Origin of the sequence: Pseudoalteromonas sp. HL-AS2, from assembly GCF_031198805.1 — a bacterium.
GTDB lineage: Bacteria > Pseudomonadota > Gammaproteobacteria > Enterobacterales > Alteromonadaceae > Pseudoalteromonas > Pseudoalteromonas nigrifaciens.
Genome location: NZ_CP133571.1, coordinates 950736 through 976384, shown reverse-complemented (window position 1 = coordinate 976384; position 25649 = coordinate 950736). Strand labels below are relative to the sequence as shown.

The 25649-nt window shown below is 45.6% G+C and carries 24 protein-coding genes; 5 read left to right on the top strand and 19 right to left on the bottom strand.

Annotation, left to right across the window (positions count from 1 at the left end):
* Positions 1-10 precede the first annotated feature (10 nt).
* Both RB215_RS04640 and RB215_RS04635 read left to right on the top strand, forming a co-directional pair.
* The gene (locus RB215_RS04640) at positions 11-454 is read left to right on the top strand and encodes a hypothetical protein (protein ID WP_182683967.1); all 444 of its coding nucleotides are present in this window, start codon (positions 11-13) and stop codon (positions 452-454) included.
* A gap of 106 nt (positions 455-560) precedes the next feature.
* Positions 561-806, top strand: a complete 246-nt coding sequence (locus RB215_RS04635) for a hypothetical protein (protein WP_011327603.1) — start codon at positions 561-563, stop codon at positions 804-806.
* A 202-nt stretch (positions 807-1008) separates the two neighbouring features.
* Here the strand turns inward: RB215_RS04635 and RB215_RS04630 are convergent, their stop codons facing one another.
* The 16 genes from RB215_RS04630 to RB215_RS04555 form a co-directional block, all read right to left on the bottom strand.
* On the bottom strand, positions 1009-2586 hold the full coding sequence (locus tag RB215_RS04630) for an amidase (protein WP_309216951.1): 1578 nt from the start codon (positions 2584-2586) through the stop codon (positions 1009-1011).
* Complete coding sequence (locus tag RB215_RS04625) at positions 2586-3467, bottom strand: SDR family oxidoreductase (protein ID WP_089367919.1); 882 nt, start codon at positions 3465-3467, stop codon at positions 2586-2588. Before RB215_RS04625 ends, RB215_RS04630 begins: the two co-directional genes overlap by 1 nt.
* 14 nt (positions 3468-3481) lie before the next feature.
* Positions 3482-4633: an acetyl-CoA C-acetyltransferase gene (locus RB215_RS04620; protein WP_306287362.1), complete on the bottom strand. Its 1152-nt coding sequence runs from the start codon at positions 4631-4633 to the stop codon at positions 3482-3484.
* Entirely contained in the window at positions 4630-5694 is a 1065-nt protein-coding gene (locus RB215_RS04615) for an acyl-CoA dehydrogenase family protein (protein ID WP_309216950.1), read from the bottom strand. The genes RB215_RS04620 and RB215_RS04615 overlap by 4 nt, the downstream gene beginning before the upstream one ends.
* 11 nt (positions 5695-5705) lie before the next feature.
* The gene (locus RB215_RS04610) at positions 5706-6869 is read right to left on the bottom strand and encodes an acyl-CoA dehydrogenase family protein (protein WP_011327598.1); all 1164 of its coding nucleotides are present in this window, start codon (positions 6867-6869) and stop codon (positions 5706-5708) included.
* Positions 6870-6877: 8 nt separating this feature from the next.
* Positions 6878-7630: an enoyl-CoA hydratase family protein gene (locus RB215_RS04605; RefSeq protein ID WP_089367916.1), complete on the bottom strand. Its 753-nt coding sequence runs from the start codon at positions 7628-7630 to the stop codon at positions 6878-6880.
* A 3-nt stretch (positions 7631-7633) separates the two neighbouring features.
* On the bottom strand, positions 7634-8749 hold the full coding sequence (locus tag RB215_RS04600; protein ID WP_309216949.1) for a nitronate monooxygenase: 1116 nt from the start codon (positions 8747-8749) through the stop codon (positions 7634-7636).
* A gap of 2 nt (positions 8750-8751) precedes the next feature.
* Positions 8752-9621: an enoyl-CoA hydratase gene (locus RB215_RS04595; protein ID WP_011327595.1), complete on the bottom strand. Its 870-nt coding sequence runs from the start codon at positions 9619-9621 to the stop codon at positions 8752-8754.
* A complete protein-coding gene (locus RB215_RS04590; protein WP_011327594.1) occupies positions 9621-10427 on the bottom strand; it encodes an acyl CoA--acetate/3-ketoacid CoA transferase subunit beta in 807 nt (268 codons plus the stop codon). The genes RB215_RS04595 and RB215_RS04590 overlap by 1 nt, the downstream gene beginning before the upstream one ends.
* A gap of 14 nt (positions 10428-10441) precedes the next feature.
* Positions 10442-11317 (bottom strand): CoA transferase subunit A, encoded by an 876-nt coding sequence (locus RB215_RS04585; RefSeq protein WP_058372859.1) that lies wholly within the window; start codon positions 11315-11317, stop codon positions 10442-10444.
* On the bottom strand, positions 11317-12207 hold the full coding sequence (locus RB215_RS04580) for a VOC family protein (RefSeq protein WP_011327592.1): 891 nt from the start codon (positions 12205-12207) through the stop codon (positions 11317-11319). Before RB215_RS04580 ends, RB215_RS04585 begins: the two co-directional genes overlap by 1 nt.
* Positions 12208-12399: 192 nt before the next feature.
* Positions 12400-13335: an OB-fold domain-containing protein gene (locus RB215_RS04575; RefSeq protein WP_058372857.1), complete on the bottom strand. Its 936-nt coding sequence runs from the start codon at positions 13333-13335 to the stop codon at positions 12400-12402.
* Position 13336: 1 nt separating this feature from the next.
* Positions 13337-14548, bottom strand: coding sequence for a thiolase family protein (locus RB215_RS04570; RefSeq protein ID WP_011327590.1), 1212 nt, complete (start codon positions 14546-14548; stop codon positions 13337-13339).
* Positions 14548-16416, bottom strand: a complete 1869-nt coding sequence (locus tag RB215_RS04565) for a long-chain-acyl-CoA synthetase (protein WP_309216948.1) — start codon at positions 16414-16416, stop codon at positions 14548-14550. Before RB215_RS04565 ends, RB215_RS04570 begins: the two co-directional genes overlap by 1 nt.
* A 20-nt stretch (positions 16417-16436) precedes the next feature.
* Positions 16437-17072, bottom strand: coding sequence for a nuclear transport factor 2 family protein (locus tag RB215_RS04560; protein WP_309216947.1), 636 nt, complete (start codon positions 17070-17072; stop codon positions 16437-16439).
* 8 nt (positions 17073-17080) lie between these two features.
* Complete coding sequence (locus tag RB215_RS04555) at positions 17081-17824, bottom strand: SDR family NAD(P)-dependent oxidoreductase (RefSeq protein ID WP_011327587.1); 744 nt, start codon at positions 17822-17824, stop codon at positions 17081-17083.
* Between the two features lie 270 nt (positions 17825-18094).
* Here RB215_RS04555 and RB215_RS04550 point away from each other — a divergent pair, with 270 nt between their 5' ends.
* The 3 genes from RB215_RS04550 (at position 18095) to RB215_RS04540 (ending at position 22040) form a co-directional block, all read left to right on the top strand.
* Positions 18095-18949: an alpha/beta fold hydrolase gene (locus RB215_RS04550; RefSeq protein ID WP_089367913.1), complete on the top strand. Its 855-nt coding sequence runs from the start codon at positions 18095-18097 to the stop codon at positions 18947-18949.
* A 42-nt stretch (positions 18950-18991) separates the two neighbouring features.
* Positions 18992-21112 (top strand): FAD-dependent oxidoreductase, encoded by a 2121-nt coding sequence (locus RB215_RS04545; RefSeq protein ID WP_309216946.1) that lies wholly within the window; start codon positions 18992-18994, stop codon positions 21110-21112.
* Positions 21113-21251: 139 nt separating this feature from the next.
* Positions 21252-22040, top strand: coding sequence for an SDR family NAD(P)-dependent oxidoreductase (locus tag RB215_RS04540; RefSeq protein ID WP_011327584.1), 789 nt, complete (start codon positions 21252-21254; stop codon positions 22038-22040).
* Positions 22041-22144: 104 nt separating this feature from the next.
* Here RB215_RS04540 and RB215_RS04535 read toward each other — a convergent pair whose 3' ends face one another.
* The 3 genes from RB215_RS04535 to RB215_RS04525 are packed head-to-tail and all read right to left on the bottom strand — an operon-like array spanning position 22145 to position 25640.
* The gene (locus RB215_RS04535; RefSeq protein WP_011327583.1) at positions 22145-23257 is read right to left on the bottom strand and encodes an acyl-CoA dehydrogenase family protein; all 1113 of its coding nucleotides are present in this window, start codon (positions 23255-23257) and stop codon (positions 22145-22147) included.
* Positions 23257-24456 (bottom strand): acyl-CoA dehydrogenase family protein, encoded by a 1200-nt coding sequence (locus RB215_RS04530; RefSeq protein WP_197181900.1) that lies wholly within the window; start codon positions 24454-24456, stop codon positions 23257-23259. Before RB215_RS04530 ends, RB215_RS04535 begins: the two co-directional genes overlap by 1 nt.
* Positions 24457-24470: 14 nt before the next feature.
* On the bottom strand, positions 24471-25640 hold the full coding sequence (locus RB215_RS04525) for an acyl-CoA dehydrogenase family protein (RefSeq protein ID WP_309216945.1): 1170 nt from the start codon (positions 25638-25640) through the stop codon (positions 24471-24473).
* Positions 25641-25649: the final 9 nt, after the last annotated feature.

Sequence of the window (25649 nt, the reverse complement as noted above, 5' to 3'; positions counted from 1 at the left end):
GATTTGCTTTATGTCTACAAATACAAAAAAACAATCATTACTAGGTAAAGCACCTAGAAGTACAAAAACAACAAAAAACAAGCAAAACCGCAGTACGGCTACAAAGCCTAATAATATTAAACAAAGTGCTAATACAAGCGCTAACAATAAAGCAGCGCAAAAATCTAAAAGCAGCTTGCTGGCCACGCTTGGACTATTACTATTTATAATAATTATAATCCCTAAGCCTACACTGCTTAGTTATCATAAATTAGGTATGGTGAGTAATAGCATTTATTGGCCTGGGGTATTTGGTTACGGCGCAACGCTCCTCGATTCAAACTTACAGCCACAGCTAGACAGTAAGCGTAAGGCACTTTATTTATGTACTGATACGGTTAACTCAAAAAGCTGTCAAAAATATAAAGTAATTGCCGATAATGGAATTATTGCGGCAATAAAAGCTTACTTTTAGCATTAAAAAAACTAATCTGAAAATTTAAAATTACTTGGTTGAAAGGTGTGCAAAAGATCAACATAATGGCGCTCCTTTTTTCAACAAATGAACTATTGAAACTACCATGCTGAACGAGCTAGATTGGCTTTTAAACACGATATTACTTGCACTAGGTTTAGGTGCATTCTTTATTAACCAACTCACATTACTGCGTATTGCCGCGGTTAGTGCCTGTGGTTTGCTATTTTTATCATTTAGCTTAGATCTTATGTCGTCGAGTATTGTTTCGAATATGAGTTTGGTGTTAATCAATACATTTTATTTGTTTAAAGTTTATACTTTTGGGCAATTTACTGTAACCCAAAATTAAGCACTTCTCCTTAGAATATTTTATAGCCCAGCTTAGCTGGGCTTTTTTTTGCCTAATATTTAACAACCAAGCTGATTGCAGCTACTGCTAACTCATTACGATAGTTAACTGCAACTGAATTAACGCCGTATAGTTACTACTTTACAACTAAAAAAGAGCCTAGTTAGCTCTTTTTCTGCTTAGCATCTCTATATTTTGTGCCTTAGCTTAATATAGGCGGCCTTTTATCTGCCCACGGAGCGGCTTGCTCTAATTGCGCGGCCAGCGTAAGCAACTGCGCCTCACTGCCATACGCACCGGCAAACTGCACACCAATTGGCAAGCCATTCTTATTCCAATGCAGTGGCACCGACATTGCTGGTAAACCTGTCATATTAAATAACGCTGCAATGGGCGATGCTTTTAATACCTGTTGCACAAATGAGTCGTAGGGTTGATTTAAACTAAGCTCACCAATTTTTGGTGGTGGCGCTGTGGTCACTGGCGTCAAAATAAAGTCGTAGTCGTTAAAAAACACGTCAAAAGCTTGCCCGCCTTGATCAAAGGCACTGCGGGCGGCTAGCATTTGCTGAGCTGTAAATTCTTTAGCCCGCTGCAGGTGTCCCCAAACAATGGCTTCAAATTCGTTTTCGCGTGCTGCACGCCCTAGTTTTAATTCTCTAGCTTGTACCGCATTAAGCATACCGCTTGAAGTGGCTATGCCCATGCCGTTAAACATTTGCTCAAGTGGCAAGGTTGGCTGTGCTACTTCAACAATATGGCCTAAACTAGTCAGTAATTTAACGGTTTTATCTAAGGCGTCGCTACAATCTTGATGCACAGGGTAACCAAACGGATGGCTTTGCATTAATGCTATTTTAAGAGGCTTTGGTTTGGCGTTAACCGCAGCTAACATATTATCGTTGGGCAGGGTAACACGCGACCCTGGCTCTGCCCCTTGTGTTAGCTGCAGCAGCAATGCACTGTCGCGCACACTGCGGGTAAGCGCATGATGAACCGATAACCCCATTGAGCTTTCTAAGTTAGTGGGGCCAGATGCCACCCGGCCACGGCTTGGTTTGAGCCCAAATAGTCCACAATGCGATGCAGGTATACGAATAGAGCCGCCACCATCGCTACCATGAGCTGCGGGTAAAATTCTCGCGGCAACCGCCACTGCAGAGCCTGCCGAGGAGCCACCACTGCTATAGCGGGTATCCCACGGGTTAAGCGTGTCGCCATGTAAGCTCGACTCACCTGTAGGCGTTTGACCAAACTCAGGACTGGTAAGCTTAGCCATAATATTTAGTCCCGCTGCTTGATAGCGATTAACTAAGGTTGAATTTTCAGCCACACGGTTATCTTTAAAAAAACGACAACCATTAGTGGTAATAGTACCGGCCATAGTTACGCCTAAATCTTTAAGCGCAAACGGCACTCCCAACAGCGGCGCGCTGGCCATTTTAGCCGTTCGCTGTGCAGTGCTTAATTGGTTTAACTTTTGTGCTTGCTCACGCGCTTGCTCAAAATGATTAACGGCTATCATATTAAGCGCAGCATTTGCTTCAAACCTTGCAATTGCACTGTCGGTTAATTCTAATGGGCTAATATCGCCTTGGCGTAATAAATCCGCCATGGTCGACATATCCCAACTGTCGTAGTCACCAAGCGGCTGTTTAGGAGTGTTTACTGTTGCAGCCGCCGATGCTTGACTTGCAAGTGATAAACCTAGCATAGACGCACCACCAATTGCGCCGCACGCCTGTATAAGTCGTCGTCTATCTAAATCTATCTTAGTCATTATTTACTACCCCATACCTTTTGTGGTGCCACAGCTTGGGCATTTAATTGATCAATCACGCCGGCAATTTCATTTACATTTAAGCGTGCGCCTTTATCAATAGTAGGCCCAGTGCGCCAGCCATCACATAATGAGATACGCCCGCCTTGCGTTTCAAATATTTGCCCTGTTACGGCAGATGATGCCTCACTGCCTAACCAAACAACCAGCGGCGCTACATTTTCCGGTGCCCAAGCATCAAAGCTATCATCTTCTGGCTTTTTCACTAGATCAGGCATTGCTGATTCGGTCATTGCGGTGCGTGCTGCCGGTGCCAATGCATTAGCAGTAATACCGTAACGCGCCAATTCCGACGCTTGTACTAAAGTAAGCGTAGCAACACCGCCTTTTGCCGCAGAATAGTTTGCTTGCCCTACCGAGCCTTGTAAGCCTGCGCCCGAGCTGGTGTTTATAATACGTGCAGCTACTGGGTTACCTGCTTTTGACTGATCGCGCCAGCGACGGCTTAAAATATTGGCTAAACAAAAGTGCCCTTTAAGGTGCACTCGCATTACCATATCCCAGGCATCTTCATCTGAATTAACAAACATACCATCGCGCAGTACGCCGGCATTGTTAACTAGCACATGCACTTCGCCAAAAGCGGCAATGGCATCATCTACTATCTGCTGCGCCGTAGCCGTGGTAGTAATATCGCTGCTATTAGCAATTGCTTTACCGCCGGCAGTAATAATTTCATCAACCACTGCTTTTGCAGCATCAAGACGAATGTCGTTCACTACCACATTGGCGCCTTCTGCGGCAAAGGCAAGTGCATAAGCACGGCCTAATCCACCGCCACTTCCGGTAATAATAACTGTACGCTGTTGGCAAATACCCATACCTTTCTCCTTAATTATAATCGTTCAATGATAGTGACATTGGCTAAACCGCCGCCTTCGCACATTGTTTGTAGGCCATAACGCCCGCCTGTACGCTCTAATTCATGTAATAACCCGGTCATTAAGCGCACGCCGGTAGCGCCAAGGGGGTGGCCCAGTGCAATGGCACCACCATTAACATTAGTTTTTTCATGGCTGTAACCGGTTTCTTTTAGCCATGCCATTACTACAGAGGCAAACGCTTCATTAATTTCTACTAAATCAATATCATCAAGCGTAAGATTCGCTTTTTTTAATGCCGCAATAGTAGCTGGAATAGGTGCTCTAAGGTGCCAAATAGGATCATCTCCCAGCACACTAACATGATGAATACGCGCTCTTGGGGTCAGGTTATATTTTTTTAATGCGCGCTCAGACACAATAAGCATTGCTGCTGATGCATCGCACACTGAGCTCGAAACCGCTGCGGTAATACTTGGGTAAGTAGGGTCAACCGGCTCAAGTTCTGCCATTTTAGCCAAACTACTTTCTCTAGGTGTTTCATCAAATGTTAATCCTTCAATCGCCACTATTTCGCGATCAAAGCGTCCTTCTGCTGCGGCTGCTAATGCACGGCGATGACTTTCTAGCGCAAACACTTCCATATCGGCGCGACTTATACCCCAATGATCAGCAATGCGCTGAGCGGCATAAAACTGATTTACCGGCGCATCGCCAAAACGGGCATGCCACAATTTACTCTCTGCAAATGGCGTACTAAAGCCAAGTGGTTGCCCGGCAAGCATTGCTGACGAAATAGGAATTTGCGTCATTGTTTGCACGCCCCCTACCGCTATCACATCTTGCGTGCCGCTCATAATCGCTTGCGCAGCAAAATGCACGGCTTGTTGCGATGAGCCACATTGTCTATCAACCGTTGTACCCGGTACATTCATTGCTAGTCCCGCCGCTAACCAACTGGTGCGGGCAATGTTTCCTGCTTGCGAGCCTATCGTGTCTACACAGCCAAAAATCACATCATCGTAATCTTCTGCTGGTATGTTATTGCGCTCAACCAAAGGTTTTAATACTGCTGCACCTAAGTCTATGGCATGCACATGGGCAAGGCCCCCTTTGCGTCTGCCTGTAGGTGTACGCAGTGCGTCTACAATATATGCATGGGTCATAGTATCGCCTCAAAAGTTTTAGAAGGAGCCAAATCGACATCAGAGTTAAGTACATAATCTTGCACTCGTGCACGATGAAAAACACTGTCACCCCAGGTGTTGTTTAATGCCCAACTGCGTTTCATAAACATTTGCAGGTCTACTTCCCAGGTATAACCCATAGCACCGTGGATTTGAATCCCGTGGCGCGCTGCAAGTGCGGCTGCTTCGCTGCAAAAATTACGCGCTTGTGAAACATGCACGTCTGTTAAAGGATGGTTATTTTCTAGTGAACACGCCGCGCGATACAGTACTGGTTTTGCAATTTCAATTTTTCCTGCTACATCGGCCAAATGGTGCTTAACAGCCTGAAAGCTACCAATTGCTTTGCCAAACTGTTTACGCTGTACACTATAATCAACGGTTAAATCGAGCATGCGCTGCGCTAAACCGAGTAATTGCCCAGCAACCGAGAGCGCCCCGCGATTAAGCGTGTCATTCCATATTTTTTTGCCCGCCTCGCCCTGTGCAATACAGGTTTCGGCTGTTGGCTGCCAAGTTACTTGCGATAAGCGGCGCGACGAATCAATACTTAAATTAACGACGTTATCCACTTGCTCACGCGGTACTAAATGCACTTCATCAGCGTGTTGCATAAGTAGTACTTGCGCTAAATGTGCATCCGATACCAGCTCACTGCATTGATGGCCAATAGCTAAGCGCAGCTCGCCATCGCAAATTTTAGCTAAGTAATCAGCTTTACAAGCCACGCTATCATCAAGGGCTGAAAATACGCCACTGCCTACATAAGCCGTATCGGCAAGCGAATCAGGAATAGCGTAATAACCTAGCTCTTGGGTCATTAATGACCACGCTATATCGCCCATTCCCAAACCACCAAACTGCTCTGGCACCGATAGCGCAGTAAGCCCTTGCTCTGCCATTTTATTTCTTAATTCGGGAGAGCGACCCGCGTCGGTTTCCCATATTTCGCGTAGTGTTTCTGGTGCTGCTTCAGTCATTAAAAAACGGCTGATAGCTTCACGAAACATTAATTGGTCTTCAGTAAAGGTAAAATCCATAGTTTCACTCGCTATCTAGGTAGGCCAAGCATACGCTCAGCAACAATATTTCGTTGAATTTCATTGGCACCCGCATAAATTGGCCCAGCTTGAGAGAATAAAAAGCCGTTTAACCAATAACCATGCTCCTCGGCAAGTGCTGCCGATGAGAGTAACTCACCACAAGTACCCAAAATATCCATCGCCGTTTGATGAATGAGCAAATCTAGCTCTGACCAAAACACTTTATTTAGGCTCGATTCAGCGCCAATTTTATCGCCATGACTAATACGTCCTACAGTGTTGTAAGCCGACAACGCATAGGCTTCTGCATCAGCCCAACATTTAGCCACCGCAGCACCAATGGCTGGGTCGCGATCGGCAGCCGCTTTGTTATCCCGGTACAGTTGTACTAGTTTGCGCACAGGTTGCTGAAAACGCGCCGGTGAGCGCAGCAACAAACCCCGCTCAAAACCTGCCGTTGCCATTGCCACATGCCAGCCTTTGCCTTCTTCGCCTATGCGGTGTTCAACCGGTACTTTGACGTTATCAAAGAATATTTCTGCAAAGGCATCTTCGCCATCCAGCGCTTTAATTGGGCGAATAGTTACGCCCTGTGCATCCAGCGGTACCATTAAAAAAGACAAACCATGGTGGCGCTGCGAACCCGCTTCTGAGCGAAACAAGCCAAATGCCCAATCGGCATAAGTAGCACGGGTAGACCAGGTTTTTTGGCCATTCACAATGTAATGGTCGCCATTGCGAATTGCTTTACTACTAATGTTGGCCATATCTGAGCCGGCATTAGGTTCAGACCAGGCTTGCGCCCACATGTCTTCACTTGATGCCATACGTGGTAAAAAGTGCGACTTTTGCTGCTCCGTACCAAATTCGAGTAAAGTAGAGCCAAGTAATAGCTGGCCATTTTGATTTACTCGCCCTGGTGCACCTGCGCCGTAGTATTCTTCTTCAAAAATAAGCCAGTCAATTAAGTTACACCCGCGGCCGCCATATTCTTTAGGCCACATAACCATTGAAAAACCCGCTTTATGTAGCTTGCGCTCCCATTGGCGGTGCAGCTCAAAGCCTGCTTTGGTGTCGTAAGTGGGCAGTTTTTCTGCAGGTACATTTTCTGCAAGCCACTGACGCACTTCCATACGGAAATTTTGTTGCTCTGTTGTATAAGTTAGTTTCATAGTCGGCCTCAAAAATTCGCTTCGCGTTTGTCTACAAACGCGCGGCGGGTTTCAGCAGAATCTGGGCTGGTATAAGCTTGCAGCGTAAACCCTTGCTCCCAACGGTATTTAGCTTCTAGGTCACCGTCTTCAATACCATTTAGGCTTTCTTTAGCAATGCGGATCATATCGGAGCTTTTTGCGGCAATTTTGCTGGCAATTTCCAGCGCGGTATCGCGTAATTGCTCTTTAGGTACAATGCGTTCAATAAAGCCGTATCTATCGGCATCTTGTACCGAAATAGTTTCGCCAGTAAAAAACAAGTAACGTACTTTTTGCACCGGAAATAAGCGCTGTAAATGCGCGCCGCCGCCCATAGCGCCACGATCTACTTCTGGTAGCGCAAAAGTGGTACATTCTGACGCCACCACAATATCGGCCGCACCAGTAATACCAATACCGCCACCCAGCACATAACCATGCAGCGCAACTATTACTGGTATTGGACACAAATGTACCGCTTTAAACGTTTCGTAATTGCCGGCGTTAACGCTAACAATACGCTCTGGGTATTTATCTAACTCTTTAATATCAACACCGGCACAAAAACCACGCCCTTCTGAGCGAATAATTAATACCCGAGCAGCCAAATTTTGGCCAATACTGTTGATCAGATCGGCGAGCGCTTGCCATTCAGCACTGTCGAGTGCATTTACCGGTGCTTTATTTATAATTATTTCGGCGATACCGTTTTCGATATGGCTTTTAAATGCTGGGTTCATAGCTTAGGCCTCTTCTTCGACTGACCGGTTAGTCCGGCGGATTAACAATTGCTCAAGACAGGTGTCTGCCTCGGCGATAATTTCGTTTATTAGTGTCTCAACGCTAGGTAAGTTATTTATTACCGCCGCCACTTGGCCGCTGGGTAAAATACCTTCGTCGGGTTTGCCTTCAACCATAGATTTTTGAATTAACACCGGTTGATTAGCCGACATTACCAATGTTGCTGCAGCTTTGGGATCTTCACGCAGGCCATTAAAAAACACTTTGAGCATATGCAGCGATGTCATGCCGGTTTCTTTTTGCCAATGGCGCGCACTTTTTAGTGCCAACCATAAGCGCTTAACACCACCCGAGCGCTCTAAATCATCAATAAATGGCGTGTTGATCATCCGGTGACGCAGGCCATCTACCGCGGTAGAAATGCGAATATCGGCACTGTCTTTAGTATCAAGATAACGCTGCTGGGTGACTTTTGGCGTGGGTGCATCGCAGGTCAGCAAAAAGCGCGTGCCCATTGCCATACCTGCAGCGCCTGCGCCTAATACTGAGGCCAAACCACGCCCGCACGAAAAGCCCCCTGCGGCAATTACTGGTACCGACACCGCATTTAACACTTGCGGTAACAAAATAGTGCTCGGTACGCTGCCAGTATGACCGCCCCCTTCACTGCCTTGAATGGTGATCATATCGGCGCCCATGGCAACCGCTTTTACTGCATGCTTTACTGCGCCTACGGTGGGAATGCACAGCACACCTGCCGTTTTGAGTCGCTCAATAGTGGCTTTATCGGGGCCGCGTCCGTAGCTCACCGCACGCAATTTGTAACTAATAGCTAAATCAAGACATTGCTGCGCGTTTTCTTGAAACATATGAAAATTAAGACCAAAATTACTGGTCCCTGTGGCAGCAATTACTTTTTTTATGGCACTTTCCACTTCTTCAGTGTTCATCGTCGCGCCAGCTAAAAAACCAAAACCGCCCGCACGCGTTGTTGCTATTACTAAGTTTGCATCAGAGACCCAGCCCATCGCCGTTTGAATAATCGGATAACGACAGCCCAGTGCCTCTGTTAACGGCGTATTCCAGCGGCCATCGGCATTATTGTGCTCTGTGCTCATATTTATTTTTCCTTGGCTGCTGATTTATTGGCTTGAGCCATCGCTTTCGCGTCAAAGCCACCTAAGCGGTCACCCGATATTGTTTCGTTATGCGCATGCGCAAAATGATGCAAACCAAACGCCATATCCATGGTTGAACGTTTACCCATTAAATCTTCGGCGTTATTAATTACTTGCTTAGTTAATTGCAAACCCAGTCGTGGCATTTGTGCAATCTGATTAGCTAAAGTAAAGGTCGTCTCTTCTAAATTATCCCTTGGCACTACGCGATTCACCATGCCCATTTGATAAGCACGGTCTGCCGACATACGATCGCCGGTAAATAAAAACTCTTTGGCAATACGTGGATTAAGCTCGTGCACATGCGCAAAATACTCAACCCCAGGAATACCCATGCGCACAACCGGATCAGAGAAAAATGCTTTGTCATCGGCAATAATTAAATCACATACCCACGCCAGCATTAAGCCACCTGCCACACAGGCACCTTGTACCATAGCAATCGTTGGCTTAGGCAAATCGCGCCAGCGACGACACATTCCTAAATACACTTCGTGCTCGCGAGCATATAAAAACTCACCGCCGGGCTTATTAGCGTGATCGTAAAAAAGGTTAGTACGATCAAAGCTTTTATCAACATCGCGCCCAGGGGTGCCAATGTCATGACCAGCAGAAAAGTGCTTGCCGTTACCGGCAAGTACAATTACTTTTACTTCGTCGTCGTTACACGCAAGCTGAAAAGCCTTATCTAGCGCGTAGGTCATTTGCGAGTTTTGCGCGTTGTTATATTCAGGACGATCCATGGTAATAACCGCCACTTGAGCGCGCACTTCGTATAACACTACGTCATCTATTGTTTGAACTTCACTCATTACGACTCCTCTGGGCGTACACCCGGTGGGTTGTCTTTTAGCTGTTTAGCTCTAATATTGTGCGGATCCAATTTAGCAATTAATGCTAACTGCTCAGCTGTAGGTGCTGGTGTGGTTGGAGTGTTTGCCTCAACGTGAATTTCAAAGCCTGTTTTTTCAATTACTTCTTGTACACTCACACCAGGGTGAACGCTCACTAAGCGCAATTGATGCTCTGGACCTTGCCAATCCATCACACAAATATCGGTGATCACTAAACGAATATCGACATCCGATAGCTGATAACCTTTTGGCAAACGTGCTGGGTTGTAACCAATTGAGCACACCACATCACATTCTTGCTCTACAAATACGCGTTTACTGTGGCTTGGTACAAAAAACGAGTTAGCATGGCTAATTGAGTTACCCGGTAAACCACGTACGCCTAACATTTGTATTTTAGGTTTATCGTAGTCGCCCCCTAGGGCTGAAATATTACTTTGCCCGTACTTATCAATTTGCGTTGGCCCTATCATGGCGTGGCGTTTACGGCTCCACACATTGTCAAAAATGCGTGAAAAACCCATCCATGTTTCGTTACGCTGTACAAAATCATCGCCACGTGCGCCAATCGGATTTGGCTCACTCAGTAAGTAGGCTTCTGAGTCTGTCATCATTAAATCTGGGTTGTTAGTACTCATAGAAATACTCGCCGCTAAACGCGGAATAACCCCAATGCCGGTGGCAAGCACTTCACCATCGTTATCAAATGCGGTTGCTGCGGCACAAATCATTAATTCTGCCAAGCTGTATTGAGTTGCTGTCATTTTAATGTCCTGCCTTAGTAACTTGTGTTAGGGATTTGACGGATCGCATCGATGCCGCCTAATTTAGCTTGGTACTCTTGCTCTGATTTATTGTTAATAAACTCATCAAAGTAAGCACTAAAGCCGCCTTCTTTTGCGTATTTGTTATATTGCAGCAAATGTTTATTATCAATGCCGTAAAATGGCGGACAACTGCTTGGATGCGCGCCCCCAGGTACTTCACTTACGGCCGTTGTTAAGCTGCGTTCCCAAAATACTTTATCTGCCGCTGTGCGATCATAAAAATGATCGCTGCTAACTAGCTTGTCGCAGGTGACATAGCTTTTATTTGCTGCGCGTACAAACCAATCGTCTAGGTAATGATCTGGACCTGAAATCTGGCACACACCACGCTCATCAGCATGATCAACATGTACCAGTGCAGCGTCGAGTTTAAGCGCTGGCATTGCCACCCATTCTTTATCGTCATAGGGGCTATCAATCACTTGAATATCTGGGTTGTGGGTAAGTACATCTGTACCTAAACCAACTTGAGTTGGAATATAAGGACAGCCCCACGCCGCAGCACGAAGGCCAAGTAACAACATACCTTCGTCAATTTCCATTAGCTCAAGCTCGCCTTGTTCACGGGCTTTACGAAAAAAAGGTTCTAGTGGAATAAAGTCTAGCGATACAAACGCAAAGATTAATTTTTTTACTTTGCCGGCTGCGCATAACATACCCACATCGGCGCCGCCATACGCCACAATAGTAAGATCTTTAAGATCCGATTTTATAATTTCGCGAATAAGCGCCATAGGTTTACGGCGCGGGCCCCAACCACCTATGCCAATTGTCATGCCATCACTTAGCTCAGCCACCATTTGCGCTGTTGTTTTTACTTTATTCATTATTTTTCTCCTACTGAGAAATCGTGGCCCCACAGGCTCACTCGGCTAAATTCAAAAGCGCAATGCTCTTCCCAGTTTTCAACTTGTAAACCACCAAAGCCATACTCTAAATCGAAGCCTGATGGTGTTTTCATATAGAATGAGGTCATTTTGTCGTTAAGGTGCTGACCTAAAGTGGCCGACAGTTGTACTTGATGTTGTTGTTGTCTGTCGTGAGCGCGGCCTACTTCTGTCATGTTTTCAACTTCGACCATGGCATGCACGCAACCGCTTGGTACCGGAAATTCACAAATAGCTAAACTGTGGTGACGTGCGTTGCCACAATGCATAAAGTAAATGCGAATTGGATCGGCCTCTGGTGCAGGTTTAAAATTAAATAAATCTGATAATTCAAACCCTAATACGTCGGTTAAAAACGCAAAGGTTTCATCAAAATTTGGCGCAGGTAGTACGGTGTGGCCAAGGCCCATATCGCCGGTAATAAAAGCGGGTACACCTTGAGGAGAAGTAAACGGTTGGCAATCTGAAACATGACCCCAATACAGTTCATGACGATTACCAGCTGGGTCATTAACTATGAGTATATTTTGTACGCGGCGTTGCTCACATAAGGCTTTATTAGCCTCTTCAAAAGCAATGCCTTTATCAAGTAATGTTTGTTTAGCGTTGTTGTAAGCTTTTGCACCTGTTAGTTCCCAACCAGAAGCAAAATAGCGCTTGTCTGCGCCGGGTATAACCAACATGCGGTATGGGCGCTCATCCATTTTGATGTAGAATCCACCGTCGTCAGTTGGCGCCGTCATCATCCCTAATACTTGCTCTGCGTAGTGTTGCCACTCTTGTGGAGCGTCAGTCTGTGCTACGAAATAACCTAATGCGCGAATATCCATGAACCCTCTCTTACAAAATTGTGATTAGGTTCATTATTAGGGCAAATTACTAATGCTTCATCGTCCATTGAGACTAACCAAAAAAACGAAAAAAAAGCATTAAGAGTCATAAGCTTAAAACTAAAAAAACAAAAAGCCGCTGAGCAATAATGTTGCTCAGCGGCTTTATATTTACCAAATTATTTACAGTGTTTAGCGATACAGGATCACCAAATCGTTGATCACACTTGGTTTATCATTGCCAACCACATGAATGTTCATTTCTAGGGTTAATTGCACCCCTTTGTGCGACACGCTAATGTCTTTTACCTTACTACGGCCATAAATAGTTGCGCCCGCAGGCACTGGCGCAGGAAAGCGCAAACGATTTGAGCCATAGTTAACCATGTTATTAAAGCCGATAATTTCAAATGGCAGTGCAATCGTTAAACGCGACTGCAGCACTTGTACTAACGAGCCATGGGCAATGGTGGTTTTAAACGGGCTATCTGTTTTTGCGCGCTCAGGATCGGTATGCAACCAGTAATCATCCCCCGATAAATCGGCAAAAGCGTTAATCAGGTCTTGATCAACAACAACCACGTTACTCCAGTCGGTATATTTATTATCGGCCAGTGCATAAAGCGCAGCAAGGTTACTTAGCGGTACTTGTACTTGCCCTTTGTCGTTGCGTTCAAGCCCATTGAGCGGATTGGTATATTCACGCACACCACCGGCATTATTAATAGAGGTAAAACGTAGCAAGGTATCGCCATCGCTACTCACTTTATCAAACACCGCTTTAACAGGCATGCCTATTTTAATGTCTTGCTCTGCCACATCTATTAACGTGGTATTAATACGAACGCCTTGAGCTAGTTCGACCACGGCTAATGCTTGCGGCATTTCGTCACTAAATTCTGGCATAGTTGGAATACGTGTAAGGGTGTATGAATATAAGGTGCCCTCACCGCTCACTTGTTGCCACTGCAGCTCGTGCGCTAAACAATGACTACAATGATTACGTGGAAAAAACACCCACCCTTCGCACTGCTTACATTGCTGAATTTTTAACTGATTTTCTTTTAGCGCCTGCCAAAATGGTGCAGAAATTTTTGTTGCGACTGGCATAGGTTTTAACGTTGCCATACTAGCCTCCTTGTAATATCAATGCGCCCTGCTCACTCATCACGCCACCGGTGCCACTAACAAATACATTGTCACACCTTTTTAGCTGTCGTTGATCGGCAGAGTTTGAAATTTGATGGAAAGCCTCAATAACTTGAGAATAACCGCCCGCTGCTGCAGCTTGACCAAAACTAAGTTGCCCGCCGTGGGTGTTCATCGGAAAGTCGCCTTTAAAGGTGAGGTTATGCTCTTTAATAAAGCGCATGCCTTCCCCTTTAGGACAAAAGCCTGCATCTTCAAGTGATAACAACACAGTAATGGTGTAACAATCATAAATTTGCGCTGCATGTATATCTTTAGGCGACAGCCCGGCCATAGTAAACGCACGCTTTGCGGCTTCGGCAACTGGCGTCACTGTCATATCTTGCGCATACGATGGCGATTTAAATGATAAACGCTCACCAAAACCGGTAATAAATGCAGGGCGTTTTTTCGCTCTTGCAGCCACTTCTTTAGAGGCCACAATAACCGCCGCGCCACCCGATACCGGCATGACTATTTCTAGTACATGCAGTGGGTCGGCTACCATTTTAGAAGCTAATACTTGTGCAATAGTTAGCTCTTTGCCTTTAAAAATAGCGTCTTTGTGGTATTGCGCATTAAAGCGCTGATCGACTGCTATTTTAGCCATAGCCGCTTGATCGTAGCCATATTGCGCTGCGTAACGCTGTGCAATCATTGCATAACCGGTGTTTTGCCCCATGTGACCATAGGGCAAATCAAACTCTGCTTCTGGTGCGCCAAATGCCGTACTGTGGCCGCCATAACGCATAGCTTGCGCCATCCAAGCTGGGTCTTCATTTGGTGCCATTGGTGCCATGCGAGCGGGAATAACACACAGTACCGCTTGGCATAATCCCAGCTCAATCGCTGCCGCTGCACGCCAAATTTGTGCAACTGCGGTACAGCCGCCTAAATCAACTACTTCGGCAAAGTTTACTTCTATTCCTAAATATTCTGCGGCCATTGCCGGCACAAATACTGAGGCCTCGTGAAAATGTGGGCCATTAATAACCAAACCATCTAAATCACTTTTTTGTAGCCCAGCATCTAATAATGCTTGATTGGCTAAGTCGGCCACTTGTTCTAAATGAAACATTTGCGGCGCGGTTTGGTATTTCTCTGGTTTATATTGCGCCGCACCAACAATCGCGGCGTTTCCTGCTAAGCCCATTATTTTTCCTCCTGATTGCTACAGAACGGTAAAAATCCTGCCGCTTGCAACGCACTTTCACAGTATGGCTGGTAGCAGCCTAACTTATCGTTACGTATGTAAATTGGCTCATTACACGCTACTGGGTCATAACCTTGTTTTTGTAAGTCGACTTTACGCAGTTTATAGGTTGATGTCATGTCGGCGGCTTTGCTTACCCTAATAAACTGAGGGGCGGCGTAATTAGGCACTTTTTCTATGGTTAAAGCATAAAACACTTGTGGATCAAACTGCCGCCCTGGTTGCATAACAATGGCCGCCATACCTGCTCGTCCCTCATTTTCAGGAACCTGTACGCCATAAATATTAACCAGCTCGGCGCCATCGTATTCAGCCAAAGCGGTAGCCACTTCTTGCGATGATACATTTTCACTTTTCCAGCGATAGGTATCACCAATGCGATCGACAAAATAAAAATAACCGTTGTCATCGTAGCGCAGTAAATCGCCCGAGCGCCAATAGGCGTCACCTTGCTGAAACACATTGCGTAAAATTTTCTGCTCAGTGCCTTGTTTTGAGGTATAGCCCTCAAAGCGCCCGCCACCAAAATCAGGCATGTTAATTATCATTCCCAGCCCTTCCCCTACTTCGCCAGGTTGGCATAAAACATAATGCCCGTTCGCATCTTTAACATGGGTTTCGGTTTCGGTATCAAATTTAACTAATCTAAAATTGGTGCGATCCCAGCGCGGCACGCGACCACACGAACCAATATAGTTATCTAAATTAAGTAAGTTAGTATTCGCTTCGGTAGATCCCCACCCTTCTAGCACGTCCATTTCGCCAAAGTACTCAAGCCAACGATGCCAACTAGTTTCGGTTAAACCGGCGCCTAACATGCAGCGCAGTTGATGATCTTTTGGCTTAATTCCCGTGGCCTCGGCGTAGTTAAGCAGGTAGCGGCAAATCTCACCTATGTATTGGCAAACGGTAATGTTATGCGTTTGAATATCATCCCAAAATTGCCTAACACTAAATTTACGCCTAACCACTATGCTTGACCCCGCCGCGAGCGCAGTTGAAGTCACTGAAGTGGCTGCAGCGCCGTGGTATAAAGGTAAACAACAATAAAATACGTCATTTGGTGTGGCATCAATGGTTTCAACCATCACATCACCCGAGGTTAACCAACGCATATGGCTGTAAATCGCCGCTTTAGGTAACCCGGTAGTGCCTGAGGTAAAAATAAGTAAAGTTGGGGTTTCGCCCACCGTTGAGCCACGTGCCTGCTTACAACTTGTGCCACTGCGCGCAGCCACATCGCTATCAAAGCTGCTATCAATCCACTGAGGAAGTACCGGTTTATCAACTACCTCATCATCGCCTACCAGCCAAATTGACTTATTTGCCAGCTCTGGTGTGTCAATAAAACGCTGTACACATTCTTCACCAACAATAACTACATTGGCATCTGTGGTGTTAATTGCATGTTCAAGCACGCTGCCTTGTACTTGAGTGTTAATAAAAGCGACCACTACGCCCAGCTTGGTTAAGCCAAACCACGCAAAGAAAAACTCAGGGCGATTTTCAATCGCAATAGCACACACATCACCTTCCATTAAACCACGGGCCTGTATCGCTTTAGCAAATTTACTTGCTTGGGCATCTACTTCGCTGTAGCTGTAGCTTTTACCTTGATAAATCAAAAATGGCGCATCGCCATGTGCTACTGCTTGCGCTTCTAGGCGGTCGGCAATGCTGTACTTTTGCGACGGACTAACCGAGCGTACTGCTAGTGCGCGCTTATCCATTTTTTGTTGTGTGGCGGCTCTAGATACTGGCGCGTTGTCGAGACTTCCAGCATAAGGAATTTTATTATTGTCCAACATATTATCTCCTTTGGTGTTAATCAACGAACGCGGATTTTAGGTGCTGGGGTATCACCCCGCATGGTGCGTAAAAACTGTTCAAGTGGCGCAGGAGTTGCCACTTCGGGTAACTCATCTGAATTAGGTCGATGCTGCCAAAACGACTGCCATGATGGGAATAAATCATGAAAGGTGCCGGTGTAAGGTTCGCGACCCGGCCAGCGCATTTTCATATCGCCAATTGGCGCTGAATTTATATCGCTGGCGTACCAATAACATGGCAAACGACGGCGGAAGTACCACACCCCATCAATGCGTTGGTAGTCATCCCAATACAGCATTTGCATCAGTACCCATTCACGCCCGGTTTCATGCTCATTTTTAGAGTACACAACACCAATGGCATTGTTCTCATCAACAAACTCAATAATGTGCTGCCCTAAATGATGCGACGTGCCGGTGAATTGATCGCGCAAGGTTGAGTCAACCCAGGCTTTTAAATGAGCTCGGCCCGTTTTACCGCCCCCGACACGTACATCGGGAGCAAATAAGCCTACATGTGCGTCAATGTCACGCATATCTAATGACAACGAGTATTTACCCGCGAGCTGACGAATTGACTCAATAGACTCTAAGCGGTCAATTCGTTGTTCAAGGCTTGAACTTAAGTCACTCATATTCACTCCTAAATAAAGGCCATGCCGCCATTTACTGCGATATTTTGGCCGGTAATAAAGCCAGAATCATCACACGCTAAAAAGCTCGCTACTTTGGCAATGTCTTCACCTTCGCCCATGCGCGCTAATGGAATAGCCGCGATCATTTGCTGCGTCCACTCCTCTGGAATATCAGCCATCATGGGTGTATTGGTTGGCCCTGGTACTATGGTATTTACCCGAATACCCACTGGCGCTAGTTCGCGTGCCATACTACGCGTAAGCCCCATAACACCGGCTTTTGATGCACAATAATGACTTGGGCCTTCGCCGGTTAATGCCGCCGTGCTGGAAACATTAATAATGCAACCCGATCCTTGGGCTTGCATAACTTTAGCCGCCTCACGACAACACAAAAAAGTACCGGTTAAGTTAACTGCAATCACTTTGTCCCAGTGCTCATCTGGGGTATCAACAAATGCATCAATAGAGCCCACACCAGCCACATTAATAATGGCATCGAGTCGGCCAAATTTTTCCACTACAGCGGCAATGGCATCACGTACTGAGTCGCTTTTTGCTATGTTGGCAGTAATAGCCACAATATTGCCGGCAACGTTTGCATTTAATTCATTAACGCTGGCATTTAATGTGTCGGCGTTAATATCTACCGCGGCGACATTAGCGCCTGCAGTAGCAAAATAACTTACTATTGATTGGCCTATGCCTTGCCCTGCACCTGTTACTAGCACAACTTGATCCTGATGTTTCATTTTTATCCCCTTGCTTTTCTCAAGCCAATTTGGCGTATATAGAGCAACATTTGCAGTCGCACCAATATTAATTTTCCAATTCATACTGGGATATGTAATAAAAACCAGCATCGTCCAATAAGACTAACCAACACAAACAAAACACTGGTCTAAATGGACGATGTTTTAAGCAAACGAGCAACGCAGTATTAAGTAGGAAAATTATATAAATAAGCAGAGGTGGTGAGCGTTCATTACCTTGTTAGCAAGGCAAAATTAGGAGTAAGAGTTTTGAATCAGCAAACAACTAATCCAGAGAAAGCACAGGATTTACCGTTACCACTGGGACACTTTGTTACCCTAGAAAACGGCCTTAAATTACATTATTTAGAGCAAGGCCAAGGCCCTATTGTTATTTGGCTTCATGGTAGTGGCCCAGGAGCAAGTGGTTTTAGTAACTTTAAAGGCAATTATCCTGAATTTGCTGATGCGGGCTATCGTAATATTGTGCTCGACTTACCTGGTTTTGGTCGCTCAGATAAACCCGATGACGTTAATTACGATTTAGCTTTTTTTGTCACAGCACTTAATGGTTTTATAAACGCCCTTGATTTACCTAAGGTGACTTTATTAGGCAATTCTTTAGGCGGTGCTATTGCGCTGGGGCAAGCTCTCGATTATCCCGATACGGTAGAGCGCCTAATTTTAATGGCCCCGGGTGGTGTTGAAGAGCGTGAAACGTATTTTCAAATGGAAGGTATAGTGCGTATGGTAGAAGTATACAGCCGTGGCCCTATGGGTGTTGATCAAATGCGCGAAGTGATGTCGTTACAACTTTTTGATTCAGCTGTACTTTCTGATGATATATTAGCAGAGCGCGCTGCAGTGGCAGTTACTCAACCGGCTAATTTATTTAGCACTATGATGGTGCCAAACATGACCGAACGCCTTGGCGAGCTTAACTGCCCAGTGCTTGGCTTTTGGGGCACTAACGATAAATTTAATCCACATCAAGGCATGCATAAAATTTTGGATAACGTACCAACAGCGCGCTTTATTATGCTTAATCGTTGTGGTCATTGGGTACAAGTAGAGCATCAACGCCTGTTTAACAGCAGCTGTATTGATTTTTTACAACACGGCTAATACAGCACCTCAAAAAACATAAATAATAAGAGGTAATAATCTATGTCACATTATCAGCACTTGCTTAAACCAGGGAAAGTAGGCGGACTAACGCTGCGTAACCGCATTATGATGGCGCCAATGGGCTCTAATTATGCTGACCCTGATGGCCATTGTAGTGAGCGTATTCAAGCTTTTTATGAAGCCAGAGCAAAAGGCGGTGTGGGCCTTATTACTATGGGATCTATTGCTATTGCGTTTCCCGCAGGAACTGCCGAACCTTATCAGGTGGGTATTTCTAAAGATGAGTTTATTCCTGGATTAAAAGCACTTACCGAGCGGGTGCATAAGCATGGTGCAAAAATTGCGGTGCAATTACAGCATGCTGGTAAAACGGCAGTACGCGATTTAGCCGAAGGCCGCGAGCTTTGGGTGCCTTCACTGCCCCCTGCGCCACCACAAAGCGATATTATGCAAGCGGTAACACCAACAGAATTAAGTACCTTTGTTAGACCTCCAGCAGATAAACCCATTACCATAAAAGTAATGGAAAAAGCCGATATTGTCCAAATGGTGGAATGGTTTGCCGCAGCGGCAAAACGTGCTCAGCAAGCGGGTTTTGATGCTATTGAGCTGCACAGCGCGCACTCGTATATTTTGGCTGGCTTTTTATCGAGCTATTATAATAAACGTGATGACGAATATGGCGGCAGTATTGAAAACCGCGCACGTTTACTGCTAGAGGTAATAGCGGCAATACGCGAACGCGTAGGCCAAGATTTTCCATTGTGGGTACGCCTAGATGCGCACGAACTCAACACCCCTGGCGGTATTACCCTTGAGGACTGTATTGCAGTGAGCAAAATGGTTGAACAAGCGGGTGTAAATGCCGTTAGTATTTCTGCTTATGCCACCTTAACCACAGGCTCTGCATTTACCGCCGCGCCGCTAGTGCATAAACCAGCAGGCTTTTTAGATTGGGCTGCAGCAGTGAAGAAAGAAGTGTCTATACCGGTAATTGCCGTTGGCCGCTTAGAGCCCGATATTGCCGATGCTGCTATTGCCAGCGGTAAGTGTGATTTTATTGCAATGGGACGTAAATTATTAGCCGATCCCGAACTACCAAATAAACTCACCGCAGATCGTGAAGCCGACATTCGTCCCTGTATTTATTGCTATGTATGCGTAAGCCAAGTATTTATTAATCAGCGCGTTAAATGTGCTGTTAATGCCGCGACTGGTAAAGAATTTGAACTAAAAGTAATAATGACCGATAAGCCCAAACATATTGTGGTAATTGGTGGCGGGCCTGCTGGCATAGAAGCTGCTGTAACCGCCAGTGAACGAGGCCATAAAGTAACCTTGTTAGAGCGCAGTAAACGCTTAGGCGGCACATTATTTTTTGCAGCGCTGGCCTATCCCGAAAATGGCAAGTTACTCGACTACCATTTAAGGCAACTAGCCCAATCTAAGGTTACAGTAAAACTTAATACCACAGCGACTCCGAAATTAATTAGCACACTAAATGCCGATGAAGTGTTTGTAGCAACCGGCGCCAGCCGTGGCATGCCCGACATACAGGGTTGTGAGTTAAGCCACGTTTGGTCTGGCGAACAACTTAGACAGTTACTTACCGGCGAAGTAAGTACTAACACTAGCAATAAGCTAACCGCGCTACAGCGCTTAATGTTAGGAGCGGGCAACACCCTGGGCTTAACAAAACACGTAGATAAATTACAACGCTTATCGCATTTATGGATGCCACTTGGCAAGCGCGTCACTATTGTTGGCGGTGGCTTAGTGGGCTTAGAGCTGGCCGAGTTTTTAGCTGAGCGTGGCCGCGAAGTGACCGTTATAGAAGCCGGACGTAACTTAGGCATCGAGCTGAGTATTGTTAGGCGCTGGCGGGTACTTGATCATGTTAGGCAATTAGGCGTTACTTTAATTACTCAGGCAGACGTTACCGCCATCGATACCCACGCTGTGCACTATAAAGTGGACGAGCAACCCCGCAGCTGCCTTGCCGATACCGTAGTAATGGCAACGGGTATTACCACTGATAATAGCTTAACAAACAGCTTAATTGCAGCTGGCCATACAGTAAAAGACATTGGTGATTGTAATGACGTTGCCTATATAGAGGGTGCAATTAGTGCCGGTTATAAAGCTGGCTTAAGCTGCTAATAGCGACTAACTACTAACACTTTTAACATAGGGGCACTCGCCCCTATTTTATTACCATAATTAAAGCTGCTGCCTTTTTATGGCTCAGCAAGAACCTCAGCAATAATACTTACAACTATTTTAAAGCGAGAAACTAACAATGAAAAACGCTACACATTTAACCAATAAAGTCGCCTTAGTTACCGGTGCCGCACGGGGTATCGGTAGAGCAATATGCCAAGCACTGGTTGACTCTGGAGCCACTGTTATAGCCACTGATATTTTAACTGAAGAGCTTAACCAAATGGCGCAAGAGCTTGGCGACAAGGTTACGCCAATGACACACGATGTAACCGATGAGCTACAATGGCAGTCGATCGTATCAGCAACTTTAGAAAAGCACCAAAAAATAGATATTTTAGTTAATAATGCGGGGATTTTACTGTTCGCAACGCTCGAAACCACAGAGCCGCAGCAGTTTCGTAAATTAATCGATATTAATATTACCGGCACCTTTTTAGGCTTACATAGCGTGATCCCCTGCATGAAAAAAGCCGGCAGTGGCGCTATTGTTAATATTTCATCAGCCTCGTCTATTTTACCTAACAATGGCACAGGTGCGTATGCTGCAAGTAAATATGCAGTAAGAGGGTTAACTCGCACCGCAGCGCTTGAGCTAGGCCCGTTTGGTATACGTGTAAATAGTGTGCATCCTGGTGCTGTAAATACCCCCATGACTAACCCACAGGGGCTAAGTAGCGAAGAGCTGAACCCACGCTATAAATTTATTCCACAGCAACGTGGTTGTCAGCCTGAAGAAGTAGCCAATATGGTTAACTTTTTAGTCTCGGATCAGGCATCTTACTGTAATGGCACCGAAATGGTGGTAGATGGCGGCCTAACGGCTGGTCAATATTATTATGGTGTACCTGGCGCGCCAGCACAGTAATAGCGACCTTCAACGCGCATTAAGGCTCTCAGCGCATGTAAAAAAAACCAGCCAGCAGTGAATAACTGTTGGCTGGTTTTTTTATGTTTAACTCTAGATGAGTTTTAAGGCGCTAAAGCTGCAAACCGCGCTTGATGGTAATCGGCATCACCAAGGCACATTTGTGCTACGCGAATGCGCTTTAGGTAAAGACCAATGTCTAGCTCATCAGTAACCCCAATGCCGCCATGCATTTGCACCGCTTCACCGCTGATTAAATCGGCTACTTTTGATAGTTTCCATTTAGCTAAACTAGCGCTTGAGGCTAAATTTGCGTCAGCCTTATCTGCATCCGAAAGTGCGGCTATAACACAAGATTGAGCTAATTCTAATTCTACATAACAGCGTGCCGCACGATGTTGTAATGCCTGAAAAGTACCAATTTTTACACCAAATTGTTCACGTACCTTTAAGTATTCTATAGTCATATCAAACAGCGCTTTAATAGCACCAAGCATTTCAGCACTTAAACATAAACGACCTAAATCGAGTGCTTGTTGCAGTGCTTTTAAGCTATTGCCAGCATCGCCTAATAAGGCTTCTGCGGGTAGTTTTAAGTCATTAAAAGTAAGCTCGGCGTAATTGCGTGCATCGATAAGGTTAAGGCGCTTAACCTTTACTTGCTCACTAAATGGCACAATAAACACACTACAGCCAGCGTTATGCTGCGCCGCAACTATCCAGCCATCGGGGCTGACACCATCAATAACCATGGTTTTTTTACCATTTAACACAAAGCCATCTACCGCTGTTGTTGCCGTTGTTTGCATGCTGTCGGGATCGTGCCTTGCGTGTTCGTCAACCGCTAAGGCTAAGCGTTTTTCACCACTCATTATTGCTGTTAACCAGGTTTGCTGTTCTGCGTTGGCTAGTTGTTGTAATAATGAACCACACAGGGTTACCGACGATAACATTGGCGAAGCACTCAGGTGTTTACCCATAGCTTCAAATATTGCGCCCATTCCTTTATAACCAAAATCTAGGCCACCCAGCTCTTCGGGAAAAGTAATTGCTCCCCAACCTAGTTCCAGCATTTGTTGCCAAATTTTTTCATCAAAATTAACTGCGGTTGGCTTATCGCGTAATGCGCGCTGCGCTGCGACAGGGCTTTGCGCACTTAAAAACTCTTCTGCGGTATCTGCCAACATGCGATCGTCTTCGCTATATACCATACTCATCAGCTTACTCCTTTATTTTCAGGTAATTGCAATACACGCTTTGCTATCACGTTCAGCTGAACTTCTGAGGATCCGCCAGCTATGGTTTGCGAAAAACTATTTAGCCAAGCGCGAGTAATTGCTTGCTCTTGCTCGCTAAAGCTATCATCTTCCCAACCTAAACCTCGGTAACCCATTGCATCGAGTAATAATTCAAATTTAATTTTTTCTTGTTCGGTATGCACTAACTTCATAATCGACATTAAACCAAAACAGCTTTGCCCCGCTTGCATTTCTGCACCTAAGCGTTGCACCGTTAAGTTGTATGCCTGCTCTTCCATATTGGCTGCAACCGCCTTATTTAGAAGCGCGGCTTCACTAGCGCTGTGTGGCGCTGGCATGTAATCGCTCATTAGTGACATTAAGTCAAAGTGCGTGGGTAATTGAAACTCACCAAACTTAGACATTGCGCTGCGTTCGTGTTGCAGCAATTCTTTAGCCAATTTCCAGCCGCCATTGAGCTCACCTATAAGATTTTCTTTGGGTACGACTACATTATCGAAAAACACTTCACAAAAAGAAGATTTACCGCTAATTAAATCAATAGGTTTGGCTTGCACACCTTGGCTGTGCATATCGAGGAGTAATAAACTAATGCCTTGGTGTTTAGGGGCTTTAGCATCGGTGCGTACTAATGCGTACATCCAATCGGATTTGTCACCGTAAGAAGTCCAAATTTTACTACCATTAACTAAGTAATGATCGCCTTGATCAACTGCGCTGGTACGAATACTGGCCAAATCAGAGCCGGCGTTTGGCTCACTAAACCCTTGGCACCAACGTACTTCACCGCGAGTCATTGGTGTTAAAAACTGTTGTTTTTGCAGCTCAGTTCCGTGCTCTAACAGCACAGGACCTAACATCCAAATACCTAAATTAATTTGTGGCGGGCGACACTTTAAACGGCGCATTTCACTTTCTAATACGCTGTTTTGCTGCGCAGTTAAACCACCACCACCGTACTGCGTTGGCCAACTAGGACAAAACCAATGTTTGTCGCGCATGCTATTAAACCACTGGCGTTGATCATCAAAAGTGAAGTTAACCTCACTCCCGCCCCAAATGAGCTCGCCATCAGGCGTTGGGGTGCGCAGCGACATAGGACAATTTGCCTCTAGCCAAGTACGAACCTGCTGGCGAAATTCAGTTAACTCACTCATGCTGTTATCTCCTGTTAGCGCACTGCGCGTGGCATACCAATACCAAATTGGGCTATTAGTTCTCGTTGTAACTCATTAGCACCACCACCAAAGGTTAAGGTAACCGAGGCACGTACTTCGTATTCCAGCTCACCCAATAAAAATGACGCGGCAGAATCATCGCGAACCATGCCATTCATTCCCACAATATCAATCAGCTTACGCAGTATTTCAATTGAGCATTCTGAGCCATATACTTTAGTAATTGACGCCAGAGCAATATCCATATGGCCTTTTTCTAAATCGGCGGCGATACGAAAGTTAATTAAGCGCATGGCTTCTAACTTAGCGTAACACTCAGCTAACGCTGCGCGCACCCAAGGGTTATTAGCAGCAGACTTGCCTTGCTCATCTGCGGTATTAGCCCACAAATATACTCGACGAAATAAGCCAACCACTTTATCAGACCACGAACCTAAACCTAAACGCTCATGGTTAAGTTGCGAAGTAATTAAACGCCAACCGCCATTTAATTCACCCACCAGCATTTCTTGAGGTACTTTTACGTTGTCGTAATAAGTAGCCGCGGTTGGGTTTGAACACGTTGGAATAACTGTGCTGCTAAAGCCTTCACTTTGGGTATCTAAAATCATAATAGAAATCCCTTTGTGACGCGCCAGCTCTTGATCGGTTCGTGCAGCTAACCAAATATAGTCGGCCGACTCAGCGCCTGAGGTCCATAGCTTATTGCCATTAACAATAAAGTTGTTGCCCTCTAGGCTGGCTTTGGTTTTTAAAGTGGCTAGATCAGAGCCCGCATTTGGTTCTGAATAACCAATGGCAAAATGAATTTCACCATTAGCAATACCAGGCAAAAACTTTTCTTTTTGTAACTCAGTACCGTATTCCATTAACGCAGGACCTACTGTGCTAATAGTAACAAATGGTAGGGGCGCGCCTGCAATATTGCCTTCTTCAAAAAATATTAGCTGCTCGGTGGCTTGATAACCTTGGCCGCCGTGCTCTTTTGGCCAACCAACAGCTAACCAGCCGTCTTTACCCATTTGACGTACAACCTTACGGAAGTCTTCGCCGCCTTCACTGCCTCTTAGCTTTTGACGCAGTTCGGGTGTCATTAATTGCGAAAAGTAATCACGTACTTCTAGGCGTAACGCCCGTTGTTCTGGTGTTAAATCAATGAACATTTTGCACTC